The organism is Gammaproteobacteria bacterium (genome assembly GCA_013151035.1).
Lineage (GTDB): Bacteria > Pseudomonadota > Gammaproteobacteria > JAADJB01 > JAADJB01 > JAADJB01.
Window position 1 is genome coordinate 21228 of record JAADJB010000041.1, and the last position, 22337, is coordinate 43564.

Genomic DNA, 22337 nt, shown 5'->3' on the forward strand with positions numbered 1-22337 from the left:
AACATCCTTTGGTGCGTAATACGCACCCTACCCCCAGCCACCGCCACCCGGAGTTTCAATCAACAGACGCGCACCCTTATCAACCTTAATACTCACCTTAGCAGGCAACTCAACACCATCCAGCAAATTAACACCCACCTGACCTGCCTCACCACCCTGTAACCCCCAGGGCGAGTAGCGTCGACGTTCGGTTAACAGCGTTAACTGTGCGGGTTGTAAAAACTCATACTCACGCACCAGTCCATCGCCGCCCCGATGTTGCCCCACACCACCTGATCCCCGGCGTAACTGATAACGCCATACCCGTAAAGGATAATTCATCTCCAGCACCTCAATCGGGGTATTCAGGGTATTGGTCATGTGCGTTTGTACCGCACTCGGACCACTGGCATTCGGCCCTGCCCCCATGCCGCCACCCAGAGTCTCATAATAGTCCCAATTAACATTATCACTACGCATGCCCATCGCCAGGTTATTCATCGTACCCTGACTTGCCGCCGGGATACGTTCAGGGATTGCCTGCGCCAGCGCGCCCAATACAACATCAACAATACGACTACTCGTTTCTACATTACCCGCCGTCACCGCAGCAGGATAACGCGCATTAACCAGACTCCCTTCCGTTGCCTTGATATCAATAGCACGAAAGCTACCCGCGCAGGCCGGGGTATAGGCTGGCATCAAACAACGAAAGACGTAATAAACCGCTGCGGCAGCCACTGACAGTGGACAATTAATATTACCGGCTACCTGCTGACTGGTCCCCGAAAAATCCACACCAATCCGTCCATCACTAATATTAATTGTTACCTCTATGCTCAGATCCTGATTGCCCATACCATCATCTTCCATCACATCACTGAAGACATAACAACCATCAGGGATGGTCGATAGACTATGACAGGCAAGGCGTTCCCCGTAGTCATTAAGGGCATCCAGTGATTGCTGATATGGCTTATTGCCCAGTCCTGTAATCAAGCTGGACAGACGTTTAACACCGGCACGGTTGGCACTGATCTGGGCAGAAAAATCTGCCGCAGCCAGTTCAGGGTTACTGGTCGCTAAAGTAATTTTATCAAACAAGGGCTGATTCAAGACCCCCGCATGCAACAACAAAGCAGGAGAAATAACGATCCCCTCCTCATGCAATGAACAAGAGATCGGCATCGAACCGGGTGTGCTAGCACCAATATCAGCGTGATGCGCCCGATTAGCAACAAAGCCCTGACATATTCCATCAATAAACACTGGGGCAACCAGTGTAACATCGGGCAGATGCGTCCCACCCTGAAAGGGGTCATTCACAATCAACATATCGCCCTCAGCCCATTCAACAGCACGCACCAGCCCCACCATAGCATAGGCCATACTGCCCAGGTGAACCGGAATATGCGCCGCCTGGGCACACAGACTACCCTCCATATCAAAGACTGCCGTGGAGAAATCCAGCCTGTCCTTAATATTCGGTGAGACAGATGTTTGACGCAGCACCTCACCCATCTCATCACAGATAGCGGCAATACGATTGGAGAATATACTCAGTGCAACAGGGTTTAAGGTCATGGCATTATTTTACTCGTAATCGCAGGTTTCTTAAATCAATATGAGAATTTTATTGGAGTTTACAGCCTGATTACGTTAGAATATTACCTTACAAGATTACTAGGTCTTTATTTTTACGATAGACCCCAACATAACGGAGATAGAACACGTGAACCCATTAGCATCCATATCAGGAACCATTATCGCAGGACTGATTGTTGCCGTAATTATCGCACTGGTACTTTAAACACATCATTTAAACCTTAAAAATCAACTTATTATATTAATATCAGGAGAAAATATGAATCTTTTGGAAATCGAAGTCTGGCTACATGTAATGGCCGGCATCACCTGGATTGGTCTACTTTACTACTTTAATTTCATTCAGGTGCCTGCCATGGCAGCAGCCCTGGCTGACAAAGATGGCCCCGGACCCGCTGCCATTGCCAAATATATTGCCCCGCGTGCCTTGCTGTGGTTCCGTTGGTCAGCACTGGTTACCTGGCTCACAGGCGCAGCTGCACTGGAAGGTGTTGGCGTAGGCTTTATGAATGCGTTCACCTTCAATGGCGATGTTAGTACCATTGTTATCGGAATCGGCGCATGGCTGGGTACCATCATGCTATTCAATGTATGGGTTCTGATCTGGCCTAACCAGAAGAAGATACTGGGCATGGTTGCAGCAAGCGATGAAGAAAAGGCTCGGGCTAAGGCCGTTGCCTTTGCCGCATCGCGTACCAACACCCTGTTGTCCATCCCTATGTTAATGTGCATGACAGGTTTTGCCCACGGTTTACCTTTCTAGATTAACCGGGGACAAAAAAAGGGGGCAGACCTAAGGTCTGCCCCCTTTTTTTATTTTTTATTATCTACGATCCCTTAACAATGCTTCAAGATCAGCAGCCGGTACTGGCAAGCTATATAAATATCCCTGCATGCAATAGCAATCATGCTGCAATAAAAATTCTTTTTGTTGCTCTGTTTCCACACCCTCTGCAATAACCGCCAACCCCATATTCTGTGCCAGGGAAATTACTGTTTTTACGATCACCACATCGTCATCATCATCGGGCAAACCATGAATAAACAGCTGATCAATCTTTAACTTATCAATCGGTAAACGCTTGAGCTGGGACAAGGATGAATAGCCGGTACCAAAATCATCAATCGCCAGACCCACACCTAATTCCTTTATTTCTCCCAGCCGCTGTATCAGCGTATCAGAGTTTTCCATCACCTGACCTTCGGTAACCTCCAACTCAATCCATTGTGGCTGACACCCCGTATCATTTAATAACTGCTGTATACCTTCAACAAAAAATTCCTTCTGTAGCTGTTTCATCGAGACATTAAGTGCCAATACCCCTGGGTTCAAACCCTCTTCATACCAGATTCTGAACTGCGTCATTGCTGTCGTCATTACCCAATGGTCCATTGGAATGATCAGGCCCGTATCTTCTGCAAAAGATAAAAATTTGGAAGGTGAAAGCAGCCCCATATCCGGGTGAATCCATCGAACCAGCGCCTCCATACCAATAAAGTGTCCTGTTCGAACATCCACCTGCGGTTGATAATGCACAATAAATTCTTTTTTCTCCAAGGCATTACGGAAACTGGCATTCATCACGATGCGTTCAAAGGCTTTCTCGGTCATCAAGCGGGTATAAAACTGGTAGGTATTTCGACCATCATCCTTGGCTTGATACATTGCCGCATCAGCATTCTTCAGTAATACCTCTGATGAGTAACCATCATCCGGGTAAATCGCAACACCAACACTCAAAGTAATATAAAAAGGTTGATGAAATAGTTCAATAGGCTCTTCCATCGCCTTCAATAAAGTCTGCGTAATTTCTACCACCACATCATTATCAGAAATCTGATCCAGAATAATAGTAAATTCATCACCACCAAGACGAGCAATCGAATCCGTTTGACGAATCTTCCCTTGTAAACGCCGCGCGACCTCTACCAGTAATTGATCCCCCGCCTTATGCCCCATTGAATCATTAACCCCTTTGAAATGATCCAGATCAATAAACAAAACAGCCACTTTAGTCTTGTGACGTTGCGCCTGTTTAATCGCCTGATTAAGACGATCATCAAATAAGACCCGATTGGGTAAGCGAGTCAGCGCATCATAGTGTGCATAATAATGAAGTTTATCCTTCTGCGCACTTAATTCTTCCTGTACCAGACGTCGTTTCTTAATCTCCAGTGAGAGTGAAATCGCATTAACAACGGAGCGAGCAAACTCCTGTTCATCAGACTCCCAATGTCTAACCTCCCCGGTTTTTTCATAACAGATAATACCCAAAGGCTGGCCATCATGAACAATAGGCAAGGTTAATATTGAATAGATATCAAAGGGTTTAAAATGACCTTCATTCAACTCACAACTACGCACATCATCCCGGGCATTATCAATAACCAGAATATCCCGATCCTGAATCGCCTGAAAATATTTCGGGCAATCATCTCTATTCAGGACCAAACCACTCTCGTGCTTACGCAACTGGCTTAAATAGAGGTTCACACAAGAAAGTTTTGTTTGATCATCATTAAACAACCAGACACTGACCCGCTCCACATGCAAGGCCCTGGCTGACAACTCGGTTGCCTTCTTAATGGTCAGACTATCATCCTGATAATTGACCCTGGACCATTCCAGCAAGGCCTGCTGATAATCAATTTTTCTATTTAATACATGTTGCACATTGAGGATATTCTCATTAACCACCTTGGCCATAACCGCTATTTCATCACGCCCTTCCACAACAATGGGGCGCGCCATCTTTTTTTCCTGATTAAGATAACGAAAGAAATCCAGCAAGCCTTCCTGAAACGAGGTAATCACTGAGGATATTGAGCGGGCAATCCCGATACCAAAGAACAAACCCAACAAAATCGCCACCACGCTCACTAAAGACACAATCAACGCAATACTGTTACGTTTATTCGCCATGTGCTCAAGTGATGTTCTAGCGGCATAAATCGCACTAACAACCACATCATTCCCCAGGCGTTCCATCCGCGGTAAGACTTCGACAACCAACTGCTGATTGATATCAACCCATGACAACATAGCCTGTTCATATTTACCAGCAGACACGTAGAACATATTCAGTTTATCAAGCTCAAATGACTGATCAGACATCTTCTTGAGACGAAGCCATTCGCTCATCATAAAGGCATAATCCCTTATAAAGTCATCAAGAATAATCTCATCAGGACTTAGCAGGTATTTTTTTTCATGTAATCGAGTGACATAAGTATACTGCCAGATATTGGAACCATTATTAATCTTCTCAATGGTTTTCTGGGTTAGGTCTTTTTTAATCTCAACTCGTTTAGATTCCACGTATTGTTGAATTTGCCAGGTAATATATTCACCCTCGGCTGCCAGTGTATTTGCCTGCGTATTCAAATTTGTTAATAATGAAACAGCACGTAAATAGAGTGCCTTGTATTGATTCGTTGATTGACGCGTCTGTTGTATATGACTCGGCGGAAGACCGCCCTCATTCACCTCATCCAGGGTCTGGTAGATATCATCAATATACTGCAAGGCCTTTTCGTAAGACTGATTAGCCACTTCAAGGTCATAGATAGAGCCATTGGCATTCAATCGATAGTTTTGTTCTTCCAATATTAGTTTATTGGTATAACGTTCAATCTTGGTCGCCACCATCATGCTATCCAGTTCAGCACGAATCATATTCAAGCCATCATTGGATACGAAAGACAATATCAATGAGGCAACAACACCCAAAGATGCCAATAGATAGGTTCGAGTTCTAATCGATAGTTGATTGGTAATATTCATAGCATTTAAGTTCAGAAAACTCCCTGTGTAAAATCCATTTATTCACGCATCATCAGGCAAGTAGTGAACCTGTAGACGGGCAAAAGTGACATAGGTCAATTTTTTAATTAAAAGACATTTTATAACAATAATTTCTGATAGAATATATCCTTCTGTGGGTCGATGACATCGTTCAAATCGACCGACACACCATAACCAAAGCTCACTATTTGTAACTATAAAGGAATATTTGACTAAATTGTACGCTATTTCTGCATACATTGATGTCGACAATTCCCACAACAAACTTAAGGAGACTACTAGTGGCAACAGCACAGGTAGAAACTAGATATGATTTTGATGTCGTACGCTGGTTCAGCGTAGCAGCAGTCATATATCTCGTGGTTGGCACCCTTATTGGCTTGCTAATTGCTTCCCAACTCGCCTGGCCAGTGCTCAACTTTGATATTGCCGAGTTAAGCTTTGGTCGCCTGCGTCCACTGCATACCAATGCCGTCATCTTTGCCTTTGGTGGTTGTACCTTGATGGCAACCGCCTTCTATACCGTACAACGTACCTGCGGTACCAATCTTTGGAGTAACAAGATGGCCTGGTTCACCTTCTGGGGCTGGAATCTGGTTATTGTCTCTGCGGTTATAACCCTGCCACTGGGTCTAACTTCAGGCAAGGAATATGCCGAGCTGGAATGGCCAATTGATATTCTGATCGCTGTTGTCTGGCTAACATTCTCGCTCAACTTTGCAATGACCATTGCTAAAAGGACAACCTCTCACATCTACGTTTCCAACTGGTTTTTCCTCAGTATGATGGTGATGATTACCTATCTGCATGTCATCAACAGTCTCGCCATCCCGGTCTCTATGTTCAAGTCCTATTCCATCTTTTCTGGTGTGCAGGATGCCATGATACAGTGGTGGTGGGGACATAATGCGGTAGGTTTCTACCTGACGGCTGGTTTCCTGGGTATTATGTATTACTTCGTGCCCAAACAGGCCAACCGTCCAATTTTCTCTTACCGTCTGTCCGTCATCCATTTCTGGGCTCTGTCTTTTGGTTATGTATGGCTGGGTGCACATCACCTGCAATATACCGCATTGCCTGACTGGACGGGATCGATTGGTGCGGCCGTATCACTGGCGATGATTATTCCATCCTGGGGTGGCGCCATCAACGGCATGATGACCTTGTCAGGTGCCTGGGACAAGCTACGTACCGACTATGTATTACGCTTTTTGATTATGTCGCTGGCCTTCTACGCCATGTCCACCTTTGAAGGACCGGTAATGGCTGCCAAGACCGTCAATGCCTTGTCTCATTACACTGACTGGACCATTGGCCATGTACATTCTGGTGCCCTCGGTTGGGTGGCTATGGTTGCCGCCGGTGCCTTATATCACATGATAATGAAGCTATGGGATACCGAGATGTATAGCAAGAGCCTGGTTAATCTACACTTTTGGCTCGCGACCATTGGTACCGTTGTCTACATCACAGCTATGTGGGTATCCGGTATTATGCAGGGTCTGATGTGGCGTGATTACACCGAGTTTGGAACGCTCACCTATACCTTTGCTGAATCGGTAGCAGCGATGCATCCCTACTACGCCATGCGTGCAGCAGGTGGAGCTATTTACTGGCTCGGTGGTGCGGTCATGTTATACAACACCATTATGACCATTCGTCAGGCATCTGCTCAGCCACGCATCAACGCGGCAACAGCAACGGCCCAGGCTTAATGAGGAGTTAAATCAATGTCTGATAAATATCATTCAACAAAATTTCAGGACAAGATTGAACGTAATGTCTTTATTATGTTCATTATGCTGGCGGTTTTGCTCTCAGTCGGTGGACTGGTTGAGATCGTCCCTTTGTTCTATCTAAAGGATACGATGGAACATAACAAGTATCCCGAGATCATGTGGGACAGACAGGCGGGGCAACCACTGTCCGACTGGCAGGCAGGCGACGGCGTTAGACCTTATACGGCACTGGAGCTCTCCGGTCGTGAGATCTATATCCGGGAGGGTTGCTACCTTTGTCATTCCCAGATGATTCGTCCATTCCGTGATGAGAATGAACGTTACGGTCATTATTCACTCGCATCAGAGTCTATGTATGACCACCCGTTCCAGTGGGGATCAAAGCGTACCGGGCCTGATCTGGCTCGTGTGGGTGGCAAGTATTCCGATGAATGGCATCGCCAGCACATGACCGCTCCTCGCTCAATGGTGCCTGAGTCTGTGATGCCGAACTATCCCTGGTTGGCAAAGAACAAGGTTGATCCTGACAGTGCTACAGCCAATATGAAAGGCATGCGCATCGTGGGTGTCCCTTATACCAAGGCCGACATCAAGGCAGGTGCTGCCGAGGTCCGAGGCAAGACAGAACTGGAGGCGATAATCGCCTACCTGCAAGTACTCGGTACTATGGTTAAATTTGATGAGAAGATTAACTATCGTGACTGATTTAAAAGACTACTTACACACCGACTGGGCCTCCATGACAGTCAATGACTGGATTGGCGTGACGATGACTGTTGTTGTCTTCATCATGATGATTTGGGCATACGTTTATACCTTCCACCCCAAAAACCGTGACAGACTGGAAGCACAACGCTACATACCATTCGAAGAAGATGATTTCCGTAATGGAGAAGAAAAATGAGTGAAAAGAATCCGTTCCCTAATGAGAAAAATTCCGGGCATGTCTGGGATGACAATTTACGCGAACTATTAAATGAGCCTCCTACCTGGTGGCGCATCGGCTTCCATCTGAGCTGGATCCTGGTGATTGTCTACACCTTGGTATACCCTTCCTGGCCGATGCTGACGACTCATTACAAGGGTATGACCGGCTGGACATCCATCGGTGAATATCGAGAAGACATGAAGGATCTTAAAAAAATACGCGCCAAATATGAGGATAAGCTACCCAATATGTCAGCGGCTGCCATTCTTGCCGATGAGGAACTATCCAACTACTCAGTTTCTGCTGCCAAGGTACTATTCGGCGATAATTGCTCTGCCTGTCATGGTGCCGGTGGTTCAGGTAACATCGACTATCCAATACTGGCCGATGATGACTGGCTATACGGTGGCACCATCGAAAATATAGTACAAACCATCAGCTATGGTCGTAAGGGCTTCATGACCGCACAGGCTAGCACCTTGTCTGAAACAGAAATTGATGAGCTGGCCACTGCCATTTACAGTGGTAACCCAACATCAACATCCCTGTTTACAGAAAAGGCCTGTTTCGCCTGTCATGGAATGGATGCCAAGGGTATGCACGCCATGGGTTCTGCTAATCTGACCGATGGTATCTGGCGTTTTGCAGCAAAGGATCAGCTTGCCAGCATCAAATACACCATTAAACACGGTATCAACGATACCAGCGACCCCAAGACACGTAATGCAGAGATGCCCGTATTTGGTAGTAAGCTGGACGAAAATGATATCAAGAAACTAGCAGTATACGTCCACAAGCTCGGTGGTGGTCAATAAGCACTCGGTGTAAGCCGGGTTAGCATAACGTAACCCGGTAGCTGTTCATCAACATCGTAAAACAAGATCGGGGCTTCGGCCCCATTCTTGTCTATTAGCACTTACTAATATATAATATTGCCTTCTGGTCGAGGCAAGGAATATTAATGGCAACTGCCAAAAAAAACCAGCAAGATCAAGAAAGCATTGATAAGCTATACGAAGAATCTATCCACTGGCATGTCAATACGGGTGATGAGACGATTCATGCCAAACGCGTCCCGGGAATCTTTCGCAACCTGAAACATGTCGGCATTATGACATGGGTCATCTTCTTCTTTGGACCTTACCTGCGCTGGAATGGACGGCAGGCTATCACCTTTGATATTCCTAATCGCCAATTTCATTTCTTTGACATCACCATTCTGCCCCAGGATGTATGGATGTTATCTCTGGTTTTATTATTCCTTGCGATCTTACTCGCCGTCGTCACCTCAGTAGCAGGACGTGTATTCTGCGGCTATTTCTGTTTCCAAACCGTCTGGACCGACATGTTCACCTGGATTGAAGAGAAATTGGAAGGTAATCCGGGGCAACGCCGTAAACTGGAGAAGAAACCTTTTCTACAACGCAAGCTACACATCAAGGCACTGAAACATAGTATCTGGATCCTGATGGGAATGCTCAATGGTATTACTTTCACATTATGGTTTGGAGATGCCTTTGATATCTGGATTCAATTTCTAACCCTCAAGGCGACACCGATTGCGTGGACGGCAGTTGCCACCTTTGCTATTTTCACCTATCTGTTTGCTGGATTTATGCGTGAGCAGGTCTGCCTATGGTTATGTCCCTATGCACGAATTCAGGGTGTTATGCTGGATACCAGCACCATTCTTCCCACCTACGATTTCCATCGAGGCGAACCCAGGGGACATCTTAAAAAAGGTTCTTCAAATAATGACCAGGGCGATTGTGTCAGTTGCAATCAATGTCTCGCCGTTTGTCCAACAGGGATTGATATTCGTGATGGACAACAAGAAGGTTGTATCACCTGCGGCCTATGCATTGATGCCTGTAATCTGGTTATGGACAAAATAGATAAACCCCGCGGACTCATTCGTTACATGTCACTGGATGAGCTGGAAGGACAGGAGTTGAGGCCACTATACAAACGTCCACGCCCCATCATTTATGCCCTGATTATGTCAATCGCTCTGGCGGGTATAATCTATGGACTAACGCACCTGGGCTCACTGGAATTACGGGTTATTCACGAGAGACAACCCCTATTCGTCACCCTGAGTAGTGGTGAGATACAAAACAGATATGAATTGAAAATCCTCAACAAAACTGAAAAAAGAATGTATATTGAGGTGCAGGCAAGTGGTATCGATGGTATGAAAATTCACGGCAATGAAAAGATATTCTCAGCCAAACCGGGGAGATTAACCAGTCATACCCTCTTTATCAAGGTCGCTAAAAATAATTTGATAAAGCATCGTCAAACGGTCAACATCGTGGTTACAGACCGTGACAACAAAGAACATAGCGCAAGCTATGACAGCATGTTCTTTAGCCCATAGCCAGTAAGGTATTATTATGTCTAATTCAGAACCTTTTTTCTCACAATCCAGCAAACAGGCCTTGCGCAATCCCTGGGTCATTGGCTGGCTGGGTATTTTATTACTGGTACTTATCGTTAACGCCGCTTTTATTATTACCGCTTTTATGACCAACCCAGGGCTGGTTGAAAAAGACTATTACGAAAAAGGTCAAGATTACGAAAAGACCATACGTACCCGCATGGCCAATAAAAAACGTCTGGCATGGGATATTGATATTAAATATCCTGCACAACTCATCATGGATCGTGCCACCACTATCCATGTGAATATTCTGGATAAAGAAGGTCACCCACTAGATGCACATAATGTTGTTTTATCCGCTTATCGTCCCTCTGATGCACAAGCAGACTTTAGCCACGAGATGATAAATATCAGTAGCGGACGTTTTGTTGTCACAGTAAAATTCCCGCTTAAAGGAGTGTGGGATATCAAGGCAACGGTACGTGCAAACGAAGATAGTCTGGATATACAACATCGCATCCATGTAACCGGTTAGCGCCATGTCCAACCAGCCTTGCTATCATTGCGGGCTTCCCGTCCCGGCTGAATCATCCATCCACGCAGACATTGATAATCATCGTCGTGCATTCTGTTGTATTGGATGCCAATCGGTCTGTGAGACCATCTATGCAGCAGGATTGCAAGGGTTTTATCAACGCACCCCGGATGGGCTATTATTAGCGCCTCCACCCAACCTGCCACAGGATCTCGAAGTCTTTGACCTGGATGAGGTGCAAGAGGAATACGCCTATCATCATTCCGATCAGGATCAGGGTGACATCCGTTCCATTCATTTACTGGTTGAAGGGATACACTGTGCTGCCTGTGTATGGTTGATAGAACGTAGCCTGCAATCCACACCCGGAATCATCAGGGCAGCAGTTAATCTCTCGGGGAAAAGGCTACACCTTGAGTGGGATAACCAGAGCATTCAGCTTTCCAGTGTAATACAACAGCTGGGAGAAATTGGTTATAGTGCCATCCCCTTTGATCCCGAGATCGCCGATCACGCCATAAAAAAACAAAATCGCAGCTTATTATTTCGCATGGCATTCGCTGGATTCACCATGATGAATCTGCTGTGGATATCTATTGCACTCTATTCCGGAGCTGATCGAGGAGAATTCCGTGAGATGTTTCACTGGATAGGTTTTAGCTTGGCCACACCCACCCTGCTCTATTCCGGCTGGCCCTTTTTAAAGGCCGCCTGGCGTGGTCTGCAACAACTCCACCTGACGATGGATCTGCCCATTGCGATTGGTGCAACAACAACCTGGGCTTATTCCAGCTATATCACCTTTTCAGGATCAATCCAGGGCGATGTCTATTTTGACACCGTAGTCAATTTTATCTTTGTGATTCTGATCGGGCGTTATCTGGAAGCCATCTCAAAACGACAGGCGGTCTCTGCCACTCAACGCCTAATGGATCTGCAACCTCGCATAGCCACTCGCATTGAAAACAATGAAGAACACATCATCCCTGTCAGACGACTTGAAATTGAGGATACTATCTTAGTTAAGCCCGGTTACAAGATCCCGGCGGATGGCATTATTATCAAAGGAAGCAGTCGTATTGATGAGTCAATGTTAAATGGAGAATCCAATCCGGTTACCCGTATACAAGGTGACACAGTATCTGCCGGCACTGTCAATATACACAACCCCCTGTTTATACAAGTCACTGCCACTCTGAAAAACACGGCACTGGGACGCATCATACATCTGGTGGAAGAGGCACAGGCATCTAAGGCACCGATACAGTGCATGGCTGATCGTATCGTCCCCTGGTTTGTTGCTATCACCTTGAGCCTTGCTGCCCTGAGCTTTACCTTCTGGTTCTCACAGGGCATGGAACAGGCGTTAATGACGGCTACTGCCGTATTAATTATCACCTGCCCCTGCGCCTTTGGTCTGGCGACACCAATGTCCATTGCCGTTGCCTCCGGTCAAGGTGCACAACATGGCATCCTCATCAAGACCGGTGCCGTACTTGAAACCCTGTCCAATATCCAGCATTTTGTCTTTGACAAGACAGGCACTCTGACGCAAGGCCGAATGAAAGTCACTAAAATACAACTGGTGAAAAACCATGATCGTCGACGACTATTAAGTCAAATCGCAGCTGTTGAACGTCACTCTGAACATCCCATAGCCAAAGCGATTGTAGCCGCTGCTAATGATGAAGGTATCCCGTACCTTAATATCAAGGTCGACGATATCACTAATACACCCGGTTCAGGGATACAAGCACAGCTTTACTCTGAATTGGGGATGGGGACAGACCTAAGGTCAGTCCCCAATGCAGCCCCCGGTTCCATCGTGGTCTCTATCGGTCATAGCCTGTGGCTACAACGACAAGGGGTCAGCCTTGATAATGAGCTTTTAGCCCATGCTGAAAAATGGGAAGGCAATGCCATATCACCGGTACATATCGCCATTAATAAACAACACATAGCCGTGTTAGGTATTGCCGATCAATTAAGAGAGGATGCCCCCGCCCTGATTGCTTCGCTCCATCAAGCCAACATTAAAACCACTATGTTAACGGGTGACAAACAAAGGGTTGCCGAGGCAATCGCCAGCGAAATAGGGAATATAACCGTTATTGCCGAGGTTTTACCCGAAGACAAGTACCGGATCATACAAACCTTGCAGCAACAGGATGGCAGTGTAGCAATGGTTGGTGATGGCATTAATGATGCCCCCGCATTGATGCAGGCTGATGTCGGAATCGCCATTGGTTCGGGGACGGATGTATCCATAGAAAATGCCGATATTGTACTTATCAATGATGAACTTGAAAAGATACACCTCGCCGCAAGACTATCACGTCGCACCATAAAAACCATCCATCAAAACATTGGCATATCCATCATCTATAATATTATTATGGTTCCCTTGGCGATGGCAGGGTTCATCACACCCCTGATCGCAGCCATCAGTATGCCCATTAGCTCACTACTGGTGATTGCCAATGCCGCCAGGATTCGCACTGTATTTAAAAAGGTCAAATAAAAATGGATGTCATTTATACATTAATCCCCGTCATGATCCTGATCGGGCTGATTTTAGTCGGACTTCTGATCTGGTCGGTAAAACGCGGGCAATACGATGATCTGGAAGGCGATGGTCATCGTATTCTGATGGACGATGATGACCCACAGCCACTCAACAATAAAAAAGAAACTCGCTCCTGGCCCGACGCCGATGATCATGACTAGAGGGTAACGGGGACAGACTTGAAGTCTGTCCCCTTGCAGCCCACTACTTTAATGGTTCACTAACCCGTGCAAAATCCTTGGGTGGGAGGTACTGCAGTACCACTTTACCATTGTCCGATAACAGAATATCCAGCCCCTTCTTAGGATAGAGCCAGTGCGTTGCCTGCGCCTTTTCCTCAACTACCCGGCTTGCGGGTTCACCAAAACGTTGTAGCAATAAATCAGCATTCAGACCAGCACCTGGGAGGTAGGTCACTGAGGCAACAGGTTGACGATAAATCCATTCAATATCAGCACTGCTCAGCGTAACCTTTCGCTCCCCACCCTCTCCTTTTGCGATACGTTCCCCGCGCGCATAGATCGCATCCAGTTCAGCATTATTAACATCAATAACGACAATCACTTTAGCCCTGATTTCCGATAACAAAACCCTATCAAAATAGGCCTCGACGACCCTATCACCCGTCTCGGTAACAAACATGGTGATCGCGGCAGGCTCCTTAAATTGATTTTCAAACTGCCGTAAACTGGACTCGCCAATAACCAGACCAAAGACCCGGGTCAAACCATTGCTGGTAAGTTCTATCTGCCATGGCAGATTTTCCCGAACATTATGTTCTCGCCTCGGCATTGATAATGCCAACACTAGAATCAGCAAAGAACCCAAAATGACACCAGGAAGAATCCAGCGTTGATTCATTTAAAATGACTCCTGTTTTTTTATTGATTTCGGTTCGGGATAAATCGCCAGCAAGCTAACGGGTAATCGTCCCGTTTTAGCCTGATGCATACCATCAGACTCCATCACAATCAGCACTAGAATCGAAAACATTCCAGGCAAAAAAGCAATACCGCCAATGGCATAATGTCCCGGCCGCAACAAGGCTATATCACCACCCGCCGATAAAACTAACAATATCACTACCAGTAATACAGCCAGTATCATGCCCACAAAAAAACGACTACGCCGGGCACATAATTGCCAATGACACATAACAAACCAGGATGGATTCTGCCTTTCTTTTTTTGCCCGAAACAAAAGATAACCTAATACCAGAAAAGAGATCGCCGGAGTGACCAGCGCCAACAGCGGATAGCCCTTGAACATACCCAATAGTCCGACAAATAACAGGATATGATTGGTTACAAGATTAATCAGGAAAAGCTCATGCGGCAAACGTGCCTGTCTGGACTCGGATTCAGGGATGATATAATGCATAATGATGCGAAATTATAACACAGACAAAAAATACCTGGATTTGTACTTTTTCATCATTTAATGTTATATTTCCTCCTTGTGAGCGGCTCTCTTCAGGGCTGCTTTTTGTTTTTAGCAGTAATTTAAAGAAAATAAGACACGTTATGGATAATTTTTTAATGTCCAATTACCGGCCTCTAGATATATCTTTTGCACGAGGTGAAGGGGCATGGCTCTGGGATCAATCCGGTGAACGCTATCTGGATGCCCTCTGTGGCATCGGGGTAACAGGTCTGGGTCACGCTCATCCAGCCATCACTCAAGCTATCTGTGAACAGGCAGGTCAGCTTATCCACACCTCCAATATATATAACATCAATAAACAACAACAACTTGCTGAGAAACTGGCTCTCATATCAGGCATGTCGCGCACATTTTTCTGTAACTCCGGAGCCGAGGCCAATGAGGCTGCGATCAAACTGGCGCGTCTGCACGGTCATCAAAAGGACATCTCAGAACCAAGAATCATTGTCACCGAAGGCAGTTTTCATGGCCGCACCATGGCGACATTAACCGCCACCGGCAACAGAAAGGTGCAAGCTGGGTTTGAACCACTGGTACAAGGCTTTATACGGGTGCCTTATAATGACCTGGAGGCAATAAAAACCGTTGCCGAAGAACACAATGATATTAGTGCCATCCTGGTGGAGCCGATACAGGGCGAAGGCGGCATACAAATTCCTGATGCCGATTATCTCACGGAGATAGGTCAGTTATGCAAGCAGAATAACTGGTTATTCATGCTGGATGAAGTACAGACCGGCATGGGTAGAACCGGCAACTGGTTTGCCTTCCAACAACAGGATCTGTTACCCGATGTTGTCACTCTGGCAAAAGGTCTGGGTAACGGCGTACCTATTGGCGCCTGTCTTGCCAGCGGCCCGGCTGCTGACCTGTTTCAACCAGGACATCATGGTTCGACCTTTGGTGGCAATCCCCTGGTCTGCAATACTGCTCTTGCTGTTATTAACACCATTGAACAGGATAAACTGTTACCACGCATCAGCCAATTGAACGACATATTATTACAGGGTCTGCAACAAAAAATCGGCACCATGGATGCCGTAATATCGATACGTGGACAAGGGCTTATGCTGGCAATAGAACTGGATCGGCCCTGCACCGAACTCGTCTCTCATGCACTGAAGCTAGGCCTATTAATCAACGTAACCACAGAAAACGTTATTCGACTGCTGCCACCCTTCATCCTGAACGATGAGCAGGCAGAGGATATTATTAACATCATAAATGACCTGGTAAGGTCTTTTCTTGAGGAGTCGTAGACAATAGTATTGTTGTCTCACAGTCATTATGTCCGCACGTCATTTTCTAACATTACTGGATCTATCCAGCACCGAGCTAAACGCACTGATTCAACGCGCCATTGAATTAAAGGCCTGGCTGAAAGAAGGAAAGAGTCACACGCCTTTTGCCGGAAAAACTCTGGCGATGATTTTTGAAAAATCATCGACCCGCACTCGGGTCTCATTTGAGGCGGGTATGACTCAACTCGGTGGTCATGCCATATTCCTGTCACCCAGGGACACCCAACTCGGTCGTGGTGAACCCATTGAAGACAGTTCCAGGGTGCTATCACGGTTAAGCGATATCATCATGATTCGAACCTTTGAACATGACAAGATTGAACGCTTTGCTGAATACTCCAGTGTCCCGGTCATCAATGCACTGACGGATCTATATCACCCCTGCCAGCTCCTCGCCGATATGCAAACCTATGTTGAACATCGAGGTTCTATCCAGGGTCGAACAGTAAGTTGGATTGGTGACGGCAACAATATGTGTCATTCCTATATTAATGCCGCCCGCCAGTTTGACTTTAAACTAAATATTGCCTGCCCTGATGGCTATCAACCGGATCACAATATCGTGGCGGCGGCAGGTGAGCGGGTATCCATTACCAACACGCCCCTTGAGGCAACGATAGGTGCTGACCTTGTCGTGACTGACGTGTGGGCGAGTATGGGACAGGAAGAAGAACAAAAAATTCGTGGACGCGCCTTTGCTGATTTTATGGTCAATGACAAATTGATGTCTGTTGCTGCTGATAATGCCCTGTTTATGCATTGCCTGCCAGCTCATCGAGGTGAAGAGGTCTCAGCATCCGTCATTGATGGACAACAGAGCGTGGTCTGGGATGAGGCAGAAAACCGCATCCATGCACAAAAGGCCTTGCTGGAATTTTTGCTTTGCTCATAATGAAATAAAAACAATTATATTCAATAAGATACAGAACGTCTTAAGCAAAGATTCCCTAAGCATATTACCCTCAACCAAAATGATTCTGGATAATTGATGTTTGCATTAAACATCAATGCGTTATATATTCAAAAGAACAAAAAAACAAACCAATCATGGAACGATTAAAAACATTCATTCTGGCAAATATGGGGGGGCGGAGTTAATAATGTCCAGAGATCATCGTTGGAGTATACGTAAAAATGTTGGGATGGATGTCACGCTTCATTCAACACAAACCCATTCTGTTCGTGGCAGACTAATTAACGCTAGCCTGGAAGGTATGCTGATTCAACCTGACCAATCCTGCTTCGCCAAAGATACTGATCTTGAGGTCAGTTTTACCATGCCAGGTAAAAATGAGAGCCACCATCGAGTGCGCGCACATGTCGTCCATAATGGTATTCATGGTATAGGCTTGATGCTAAAACATATGTGTCATACTGATATCCATGCCATGCAACAACTCGTCAGACCATGAACAAACAGCAGAAAACAGCAGAACTTACCCTCCCCATTGAACGCGATCTCTTTCTTCGCAATCTATTACGTGAACTTTCAGGAACCCTGGAAGAAGTGATTGGTCTTGATGAGGCCTCTGGCTTCATTAGTATTGTTGGGCAACGTATTGGTGACTGGATAAATACAGAATATCGCAAGGCACTTGATACAGAATTACTTCCCCCTGATCAGATTGCAGCGATACTCATTGACCTGAAGAGTCGTATTGAGGGTGAGTTTTACCTGATTAAAGAAGATGAAGAGAAAATTGTTTTAGGCAATCATCGTTGTCCCTTTGGTGAAAAAATACTAGGCCGCCCATCTCTGTGTATGATGACTTCTAATGTCTTCGGCACCATTACCGCAGAAAATCTGGGCTATGCCAAGGTATGCCTGAATGCCACCATTTCCCAGGGTGCACCTGAATGCAGAGTAACTATTTATAAAGAGGACAGCAATGCTGCAGAAGAGGCCGATGGTCGTGAGTATTACAAGGGCTAACACGGCTTAATGAATATAGAAGACTTCCTACAACTCACAGATACACTGCCCGAGGCACTAATCCTTTTTGATATATCAGGGACCATCCTGGCAGCCAATCGCAAAGCTTCTCGATTTATAGAGGCCTCACCTGAGCAGTTAAAGAATAGGCCCCTTATTGATCTTCTCAATAACTCAGCAACCGGTCTGCAAGACTGCATACGTCTCTGTAGCCGCAGCCGGGCACCCATCCCTATATCCCTGAAATGGAAACATATCGCATCTGAAAAGCAATCAAACATTCAGTGCCAGGGGTTTTTATTAAAACCTGCCAGCCCGGAAGAAAAGGCATGGTTGGTGTTGCGTTGCATTATTGGTTATTCCATCACACGTCAGTTTATTGATCTTACTTCTGAGATTAATCGTCACAAAAATATCCTGCGCAAGCTGGAACAAAACCGAAAAATCCTTGAACAGGAACGTGAAAAGGCCATAGTAACTTTACATTCTATTGGCGATGCTGTCATCACCACAGATGCCCAAGGTAATGTCGAATATCTCAACCCCATTGCGGAACAATTAACCGGATGGAAAAATGACACAGCGGCAGGTCAAACGATTGAGACCGTATTCAACATTATCAATGAAGTTACCCGTCAACCCGCACTGCACCCGGTAAGACATTGCCTAACCGAAGGTCGTATTGTTGGTCTGGCTAATCATACCGCTCTTATATCGCGTAATGGCGATGAATATGTCATTGAGGATTCAGCCGCCCCGATACGCGATCGTTATAAAAACATAATGGGTATTGTCCTTGTCTTCAGGGATGTGACCGGGGATCGTCTGGCAAAAAGACAAATGGAATACCTGGTTCAACATGATTCCCTGACTGGTCTGAAAAACCGTTACGTGTTTGAGCAGCAACTAAAACAAACCGTTAATAGTGCATCGCGTGGCAAGCATAGCGCAGCATTACTCTATATTGATCTCGATCAGTTCAAAATAATAAATGATACCGCAGGTCATGCCGCTGGAGATGAATTACTAATAGAAATGGCTCGACGTTTCAACGAACGAACCCGCCAGGGCGACATCCTGGCACGCCTGGGCGGCGATGAATTTGGTGTCATCCTTGATGACATCAAGGCCAATCAGTTACAGGAGATTGCCGAATCCTATTGCCATGCATTAAAAGGCTTTAAATTTCAATGGCATGGTAACAAATATGAGGTTACCTGCAGTATTGGCTGTATTATTATTGACCAGAACATAAGAACACCCGCCGAAGCACTTAGACAATGTGATATTGCCTGCTACGTTGCCAAACAAAAAGGTCGTAATTGTAACCACATCTATAGTAAGGAGGATGAGAGCAAGGTTTCTACTCTGGGAGAAATAACGGTTGTCAATGAAATCAAGGCAGCCCTGGAAGAGAATCGTTTTATCCTCTATTTCCAACCCATCAGGCATCTAGGTGATAGCACGATCGTAATGCATGAAACTTTGCTACGACTGCAACAAAAAGATAAAACAATAACAACACCCGGTAACTTCATCCCGGTTGCCGAACGTTATGGACTCATGACACAGGTTGACACCTGGGTCATTACACAAGCCATAGAGCGACTAACAGATCAATCTAAAGAGAACCCTATTGATCATCTTACCGTCAACCTTTCTGGCGGGTCTATTGGTGACAATACAATTCTGAAGATCATCAAGTCCTTTGCCGAGAAAAACCCCTCTGCAGCACAACGCCTGATTATAGAGATAACCGAGACAGCGGCTGTGACACACCTTGATAAGGCCAGTCTATTTATCAAAGAACTCCGAAAACTAGGTATTCGTTTTGCCCTCGATGATTTTGGCACCGGTTTTAGTTCCTTTAATTACCTGAAACATCTGCCAGTGGACATCATCAAGATTGATGGCACCTTTGTCCGTGATATCGCTAACGACCCAGTGGATCTGGCGATGGTGCGTTCCATTAACCATATTGCACATTCCCTGAACAAAACAACCATTGCCGAGTTTGTCGAAAACCAGGACATACTGGATGCTCTGGAATCAATCGGCATCGATATGGTGCAGGGTTATTTTATCGGCATGCCCGAACCACTATAAGGTCAATTCCAGTTCACGAATATGATGAATCTGATCCCGTAAGCGGGCGGCATCTTCAAATGCCAGATTACTGGCATGATCATGCATCTGCTTCTCCAGCATCTTGATCTTCTGTTGAATCTGTTGCGGTGACATCCGCGCATATTCAATCTGTTCTTCAGCAATCCTGGCAAACTGTTTAGCACTCTGCCTTGAGCCACCACCAACAACCTGTAACATATCATCAATCGATTTATTAATGGTCTGTGGTGTAATCCCGTGCTTTTTATTATGCGCCGTCTGTTTGACACGGCGGCGATCGGTCTCATCCATCGCCCTGCGCATTGACCCTGTAATCTTGTTACCATAAAGAATGGCCTTGCCATGCAGATTACGTGCTGCCCTGCCAATGGTTTGTATCAGAGAACGATCCGAACGCAGGAAGCCTTCCTTATCGGCATCAAAGATTGCCACCAGTGATACCTCGGGCATATCCAAGCCTTCTCTGAGCAGGTTAATCCCAACCAACACATCAAACTTACCCAGACGTAGATCACGGATAATCTCTACTCGCTCAACAGTATCAATATCAGAATGAAGATAACGCACACGAATACCATGCTCACTCAGATAATCGGTAAGATCCTCAGACATGCGTTTGGTCAGGGTGGTAATCAGAACACGTTCATTATCAGCAACCCGGCTATGAATCTCTGACATCACGTCATCGACCTGGCTATCAGCAGGACGCACCTCAATGGCGGGATCAATCAGACCCGTTGGCCTAACAACCTGCTCCACCACCCGCCCGGAATGTTCATGCTCATAGCGCCCCGGAGTGGCAGAGACATAAATGCACTGAGGTGCCAGACGGGTAAATTCATCAAAGCGCATGGGACGATTATCTAATGCCGAAGGCAGACGAAAACCGTATTCGACCAAATTCATCTTACGCGAATAATCTCCCTTATACATACCCCCAAGTTGCGGCACGGTGACATGTGACTCATCAATCACCAACAGAGCATTCTCCGGCAGATAATCAAACAAGGTCGGGGGGGCCTCCCCTGCCGCACGACCAGACAGGTAACGGGAGTAATTCTCAATGCCATTACAATAGCCTAGCTCCAGCATCATTTCCATATCAAACAAGGTACGCTGTTCCAGGCGTTGAGCCTCCACCAGCTTATCCATATCACGCAGTTGTTGTAGTCGCTCCTTGAGCTCATCACGGATATAATCAACCGCCTTTAACACCTTCTCTCTGGGGGTGACATAGTGGCTCTTGGGATAGATTGTGATGCGAGGGATGCGGCGCAAGACCTCACCGGTCAAGGGATCAAACCAGGATAGGCCTTCAATTTCGTCATCAAATAGCTCAACCCGTAGCGCCTCATTTTCAGAGTCAGCTGGAAAGATATCCAGGATTTCACCGCGTACCCGATAGGTGCCACGTTGCAAATCAGTATCATTACGGGTGTATTGTAGCTCCGCCAGGCGCCGCAGAATCTTGCGTTGATCCACCTGCTCGCCCTGAACCAGGTGCAACACCATACTCAGATAGGAGCGGGGGTCACCCAGACCATAGATAGCCGAGACCGTAGCAACAATGATTGCATCCTTACGTTCCAGCAGGGACTTGGTTGCCGATAATCGCATCTGTTCAATATGTTCATTAATCGAAGCATCTTTCTCAATATAGGTATCCGAGGAAGGGACATAGGCCTCAGGCTGATAATAGTCATAATAAGAAACAAAATATTCCACTGCATTATGTGGAAAAAAGGACTTCATCTCACCATAGAGCTGTGCTGCCAGGGTCTTGTTTGGTGCCAGCACCAGGGTCGGACGTTGCACATGGTTAATCACATGCGCAATCGAAAAGGTCTTGCCTGATCCGGTCACGCCCAATAAGGTCTGATGCGCCAAACCCGCTTCCAGGCCCTCAATCAAACCTTTAATTGCAACAGGCTGATCACCTGCCGGTGTCATTGATGTATCAATTTGAAATAACTTGCTCATTTATAAACACTGT

General features: G+C 46.1%; 19 protein-coding genes. 14 read left to right on the top strand and 5 right to left on the bottom strand.

The window, feature by feature from the left end; translation table 11 throughout:
- Positions 1-27 precede the first annotated feature (27 nt).
- Positions 28-1563 (bottom strand): hydantoinase B/oxoprolinase family protein, encoded by a 1536-nt coding sequence (locus GXP22_08990; protein ID NOX09601.1) that lies wholly within the window; start codon positions 1561-1563, stop codon positions 28-30.
- Positions 1564-1843: 280 nt separating this feature from the next.
- Between GXP22_08990 and GXP22_08995 the strand changes: the two genes are divergently transcribed.
- Positions 1844-2347 carry a hypothetical protein gene (locus GXP22_08995; protein ID NOX09602.1) on the top strand — a complete coding sequence of 168 codons (504 nt, stop codon included), beginning with the start codon at positions 1844-1846 and terminating at the stop codon, positions 2345-2347.
- 60 nt (positions 2348-2407) lie between these two features.
- Here GXP22_08995 and GXP22_09000 read toward each other — a convergent pair whose 3' ends face one another.
- Positions 2408-5368 (bottom strand): EAL domain-containing protein, encoded by a 2961-nt coding sequence (locus GXP22_09000; protein ID NOX09603.1) that lies wholly within the window; start codon positions 5366-5368, stop codon positions 2408-2410.
- Between the two features lie 263 nt (positions 5369-5631).
- Here GXP22_09000 and ccoN point away from each other — a divergent pair, with 263 nt between their 5' ends.
- The 8 genes from ccoN (at position 5632) to ccoS (ending at position 13701) form a co-directional block, all read left to right on the top strand.
- Positions 5632-7104: a cytochrome-c oxidase, cbb3-type subunit I gene (ccoN, locus tag GXP22_09005; GenBank protein ID NOX09604.1), complete on the top strand. Its 1473-nt coding sequence runs from the start codon at positions 5632-5634 to the stop codon at positions 7102-7104.
- A gap of 15 nt (positions 7105-7119) precedes the next feature.
- Positions 7120-7833, top strand: coding sequence for a cytochrome-c oxidase, cbb3-type subunit II (gene ccoO, locus GXP22_09010; GenBank protein ID NOX09605.1), 714 nt, complete (start codon positions 7120-7122; stop codon positions 7831-7833).
- Positions 7826-8032, top strand: coding sequence for a cbb3-type cytochrome c oxidase subunit 3 (locus GXP22_09015; GenBank protein NOX09606.1), 207 nt, complete (start codon positions 7826-7828; stop codon positions 8030-8032). Before ccoO ends, GXP22_09015 begins: the two co-directional genes overlap by 8 nt.
- Positions 8029-8871, top strand: a complete 843-nt coding sequence (locus GXP22_09020; protein NOX09607.1) for a c-type cytochrome — start codon at positions 8029-8031, stop codon at positions 8869-8871. Before GXP22_09015 ends, GXP22_09020 begins: the two co-directional genes overlap by 4 nt.
- A 146-nt stretch (positions 8872-9017) precedes the next feature.
- Entirely contained in the window at positions 9018-10436 is a 1419-nt protein-coding gene (gene ccoG / locus GXP22_09025) for a cytochrome c oxidase accessory protein CcoG (protein ID NOX09608.1), read from the top strand.
- A gap of 16 nt (positions 10437-10452) precedes the next feature.
- Positions 10453-10974, top strand: coding sequence for a FixH family protein (locus tag GXP22_09030; GenBank protein ID NOX09609.1), 522 nt, complete (start codon positions 10453-10455; stop codon positions 10972-10974).
- 4 nt (positions 10975-10978) lie between these two features.
- Complete coding sequence (locus GXP22_09035) at positions 10979-13495, top strand: heavy metal translocating P-type ATPase (protein NOX09610.1); 2517 nt, start codon at positions 10979-10981, stop codon at positions 13493-13495.
- Between the two features lie 2 nt (positions 13496-13497).
- Entirely contained in the window at positions 13498-13701 is a 204-nt protein-coding gene (gene ccoS / locus GXP22_09040; protein NOX09611.1) for a cbb3-type cytochrome oxidase assembly protein CcoS, read from the top strand.
- Positions 13702-13744: 43 nt separating this feature from the next.
- On the opposite strand, the gene GXP22_09045 is transcribed toward ccoS, so the two are convergent.
- Together GXP22_09045 and GXP22_09050 are read right to left on the bottom strand one after the other, a co-directional pair.
- On the bottom strand, positions 13745-14401 hold the full coding sequence (locus GXP22_09045; GenBank protein NOX09612.1) for a hypothetical protein: 657 nt from the start codon (positions 14399-14401) through the stop codon (positions 13745-13747).
- Positions 14402-14920 (bottom strand): hypothetical protein, encoded by a 519-nt coding sequence (locus GXP22_09050; GenBank protein ID NOX09613.1) that lies wholly within the window; start codon positions 14918-14920, stop codon positions 14402-14404.
- A gap of 143 nt (positions 14921-15063) precedes the next feature.
- Between GXP22_09050 and GXP22_09055 the strand changes: the two genes are divergently transcribed.
- The 5 genes from GXP22_09055 to GXP22_09075 all read left to right on the top strand — a co-directional run bounded on the left by GXP22_09055 (position 15064) and on the right by GXP22_09075 (position 20323).
- Entirely contained in the window at positions 15064-16242 is a 1179-nt protein-coding gene (locus tag GXP22_09055) for an aspartate aminotransferase family protein (protein ID NOX09614.1), read from the top strand.
- 28 nt (positions 16243-16270) lie between these two features.
- Positions 16271-17176 (top strand): ornithine carbamoyltransferase, encoded by a 906-nt coding sequence (gene argF / locus GXP22_09060; GenBank protein ID NOX09615.1) that lies wholly within the window; start codon positions 16271-16273, stop codon positions 17174-17176.
- A gap of 208 nt (positions 17177-17384) precedes the next feature.
- On the top strand, positions 17385-17696 hold the full coding sequence (locus GXP22_09065) for a PilZ domain-containing protein (GenBank protein ID NOX09616.1): 312 nt from the start codon (positions 17385-17387) through the stop codon (positions 17694-17696).
- Complete coding sequence (locus GXP22_09070) at positions 17693-18217, top strand: transcriptional regulator (protein NOX09617.1); 525 nt, start codon at positions 17693-17695, stop codon at positions 18215-18217. The genes GXP22_09065 and GXP22_09070 overlap by 4 nt, the downstream gene beginning before the upstream one ends.
- 9 nt (positions 18218-18226) lie before the next feature.
- Complete coding sequence (locus tag GXP22_09075; protein ID NOX09618.1) at positions 18227-20323, top strand: EAL domain-containing protein; 2097 nt, start codon at positions 18227-18229, stop codon at positions 20321-20323.
- Here the strand turns inward: GXP22_09075 and uvrB are convergent.
- Complete coding sequence (gene uvrB / locus GXP22_09080) at positions 20318-22324, bottom strand: excinuclease ABC subunit UvrB (GenBank protein ID NOX09619.1); 2007 nt, start codon at positions 22322-22324, stop codon at positions 20318-20320. The two genes, GXP22_09075 and uvrB, sit on opposite strands and share 6 nt — an antisense overlap.
- Positions 22325-22337: the final 13 nt, after the last annotated feature.

Excerpts from the sequence above, each read along its gene's own strand:
- ccoG (NOX09608.1), top strand. The coding sequence starts at position 9,018 with ATGGCAACTGCCAAAAAAAACCAGCAAGATCAAGAAAGCATTGATAAG.
- GXP22_09050 (NOX09613.1), bottom strand. The coding sequence starts at position 14,920 with ATGCATTATATCATCCCTGAATCCGAGTCCAGACAGGCACGTTTGCCG.
- ccoN (NOX09604.1), top strand. The coding sequence starts at position 5,632 with ATGTCGACAATTCCCACAACAAACTTAAGGAGACTACTAGTGGCAACA.
- GXP22_09030 (NOX09609.1), top strand. The coding sequence starts at position 10,453 with ATGTCTAATTCAGAACCTTTTTTCTCACAATCCAGCAAACAGGCCTTG.
- GXP22_09065 (NOX09616.1), top strand. The coding sequence starts at position 17,385 with ATGTCCAGAGATCATCGTTGGAGTATACGTAAAAATGTTGGGATGGAT.
- GXP22_09020 (NOX09607.1), top strand. The coding sequence starts at position 8,029 with ATGAGTGAAAAGAATCCGTTCCCTAATGAGAAAAATTCCGGGCATGTC.
- GXP22_08990 (NOX09601.1), bottom strand. The coding sequence starts at position 1,563 with ATGACCTTAAACCCTGTTGCACTGAGTATATTCTCCAATCGTATTGCC.
- GXP22_08995 (NOX09602.1), top strand. The coding sequence starts at position 1,844 with ATGAATCTTTTGGAAATCGAAGTCTGGCTACATGTAATGGCCGGCATC.
- GXP22_09000 (NOX09603.1), bottom strand. The coding sequence starts at position 5,368 with ATGAATATTACCAATCAACTATCGATTAGAACTCGAACCTATCTATTG.
- uvrB (NOX09619.1), bottom strand. The coding sequence starts at position 22,324 with ATGAGCAAGTTATTTCAAATTGATACATCAATGACACCGGCAGGTGAT.
- GXP22_09075 (NOX09618.1), top strand. The coding sequence starts at position 18,227 with ATGAATATAGAAGACTTCCTACAACTCACAGATACACTGCCCGAGGCA.
- GXP22_09045 (NOX09612.1), bottom strand. The coding sequence starts at position 14,401 with ATGAATCAACGCTGGATTCTTCCTGGTGTCATTTTGGGTTCTTTGCTG.
- GXP22_09070 (NOX09617.1), top strand. The coding sequence starts at position 17,693 with ATGAACAAACAGCAGAAAACAGCAGAACTTACCCTCCCCATTGAACGC.
- ccoS (NOX09611.1), top strand. The coding sequence starts at position 13,498 with ATGGATGTCATTTATACATTAATCCCCGTCATGATCCTGATCGGGCTG.
- argF (NOX09615.1), top strand. The coding sequence starts at position 16,271 with ATGTCCGCACGTCATTTTCTAACATTACTGGATCTATCCAGCACCGAG.
- GXP22_09035 (NOX09610.1), top strand. The coding sequence starts at position 10,979 with ATGTCCAACCAGCCTTGCTATCATTGCGGGCTTCCCGTCCCGGCTGAA.
- ccoO (NOX09605.1), top strand. The coding sequence starts at position 7,120 with ATGTCTGATAAATATCATTCAACAAAATTTCAGGACAAGATTGAACGT.
- GXP22_09055 (NOX09614.1), top strand. The coding sequence starts at position 15,064 with ATGGATAATTTTTTAATGTCCAATTACCGGCCTCTAGATATATCTTTT.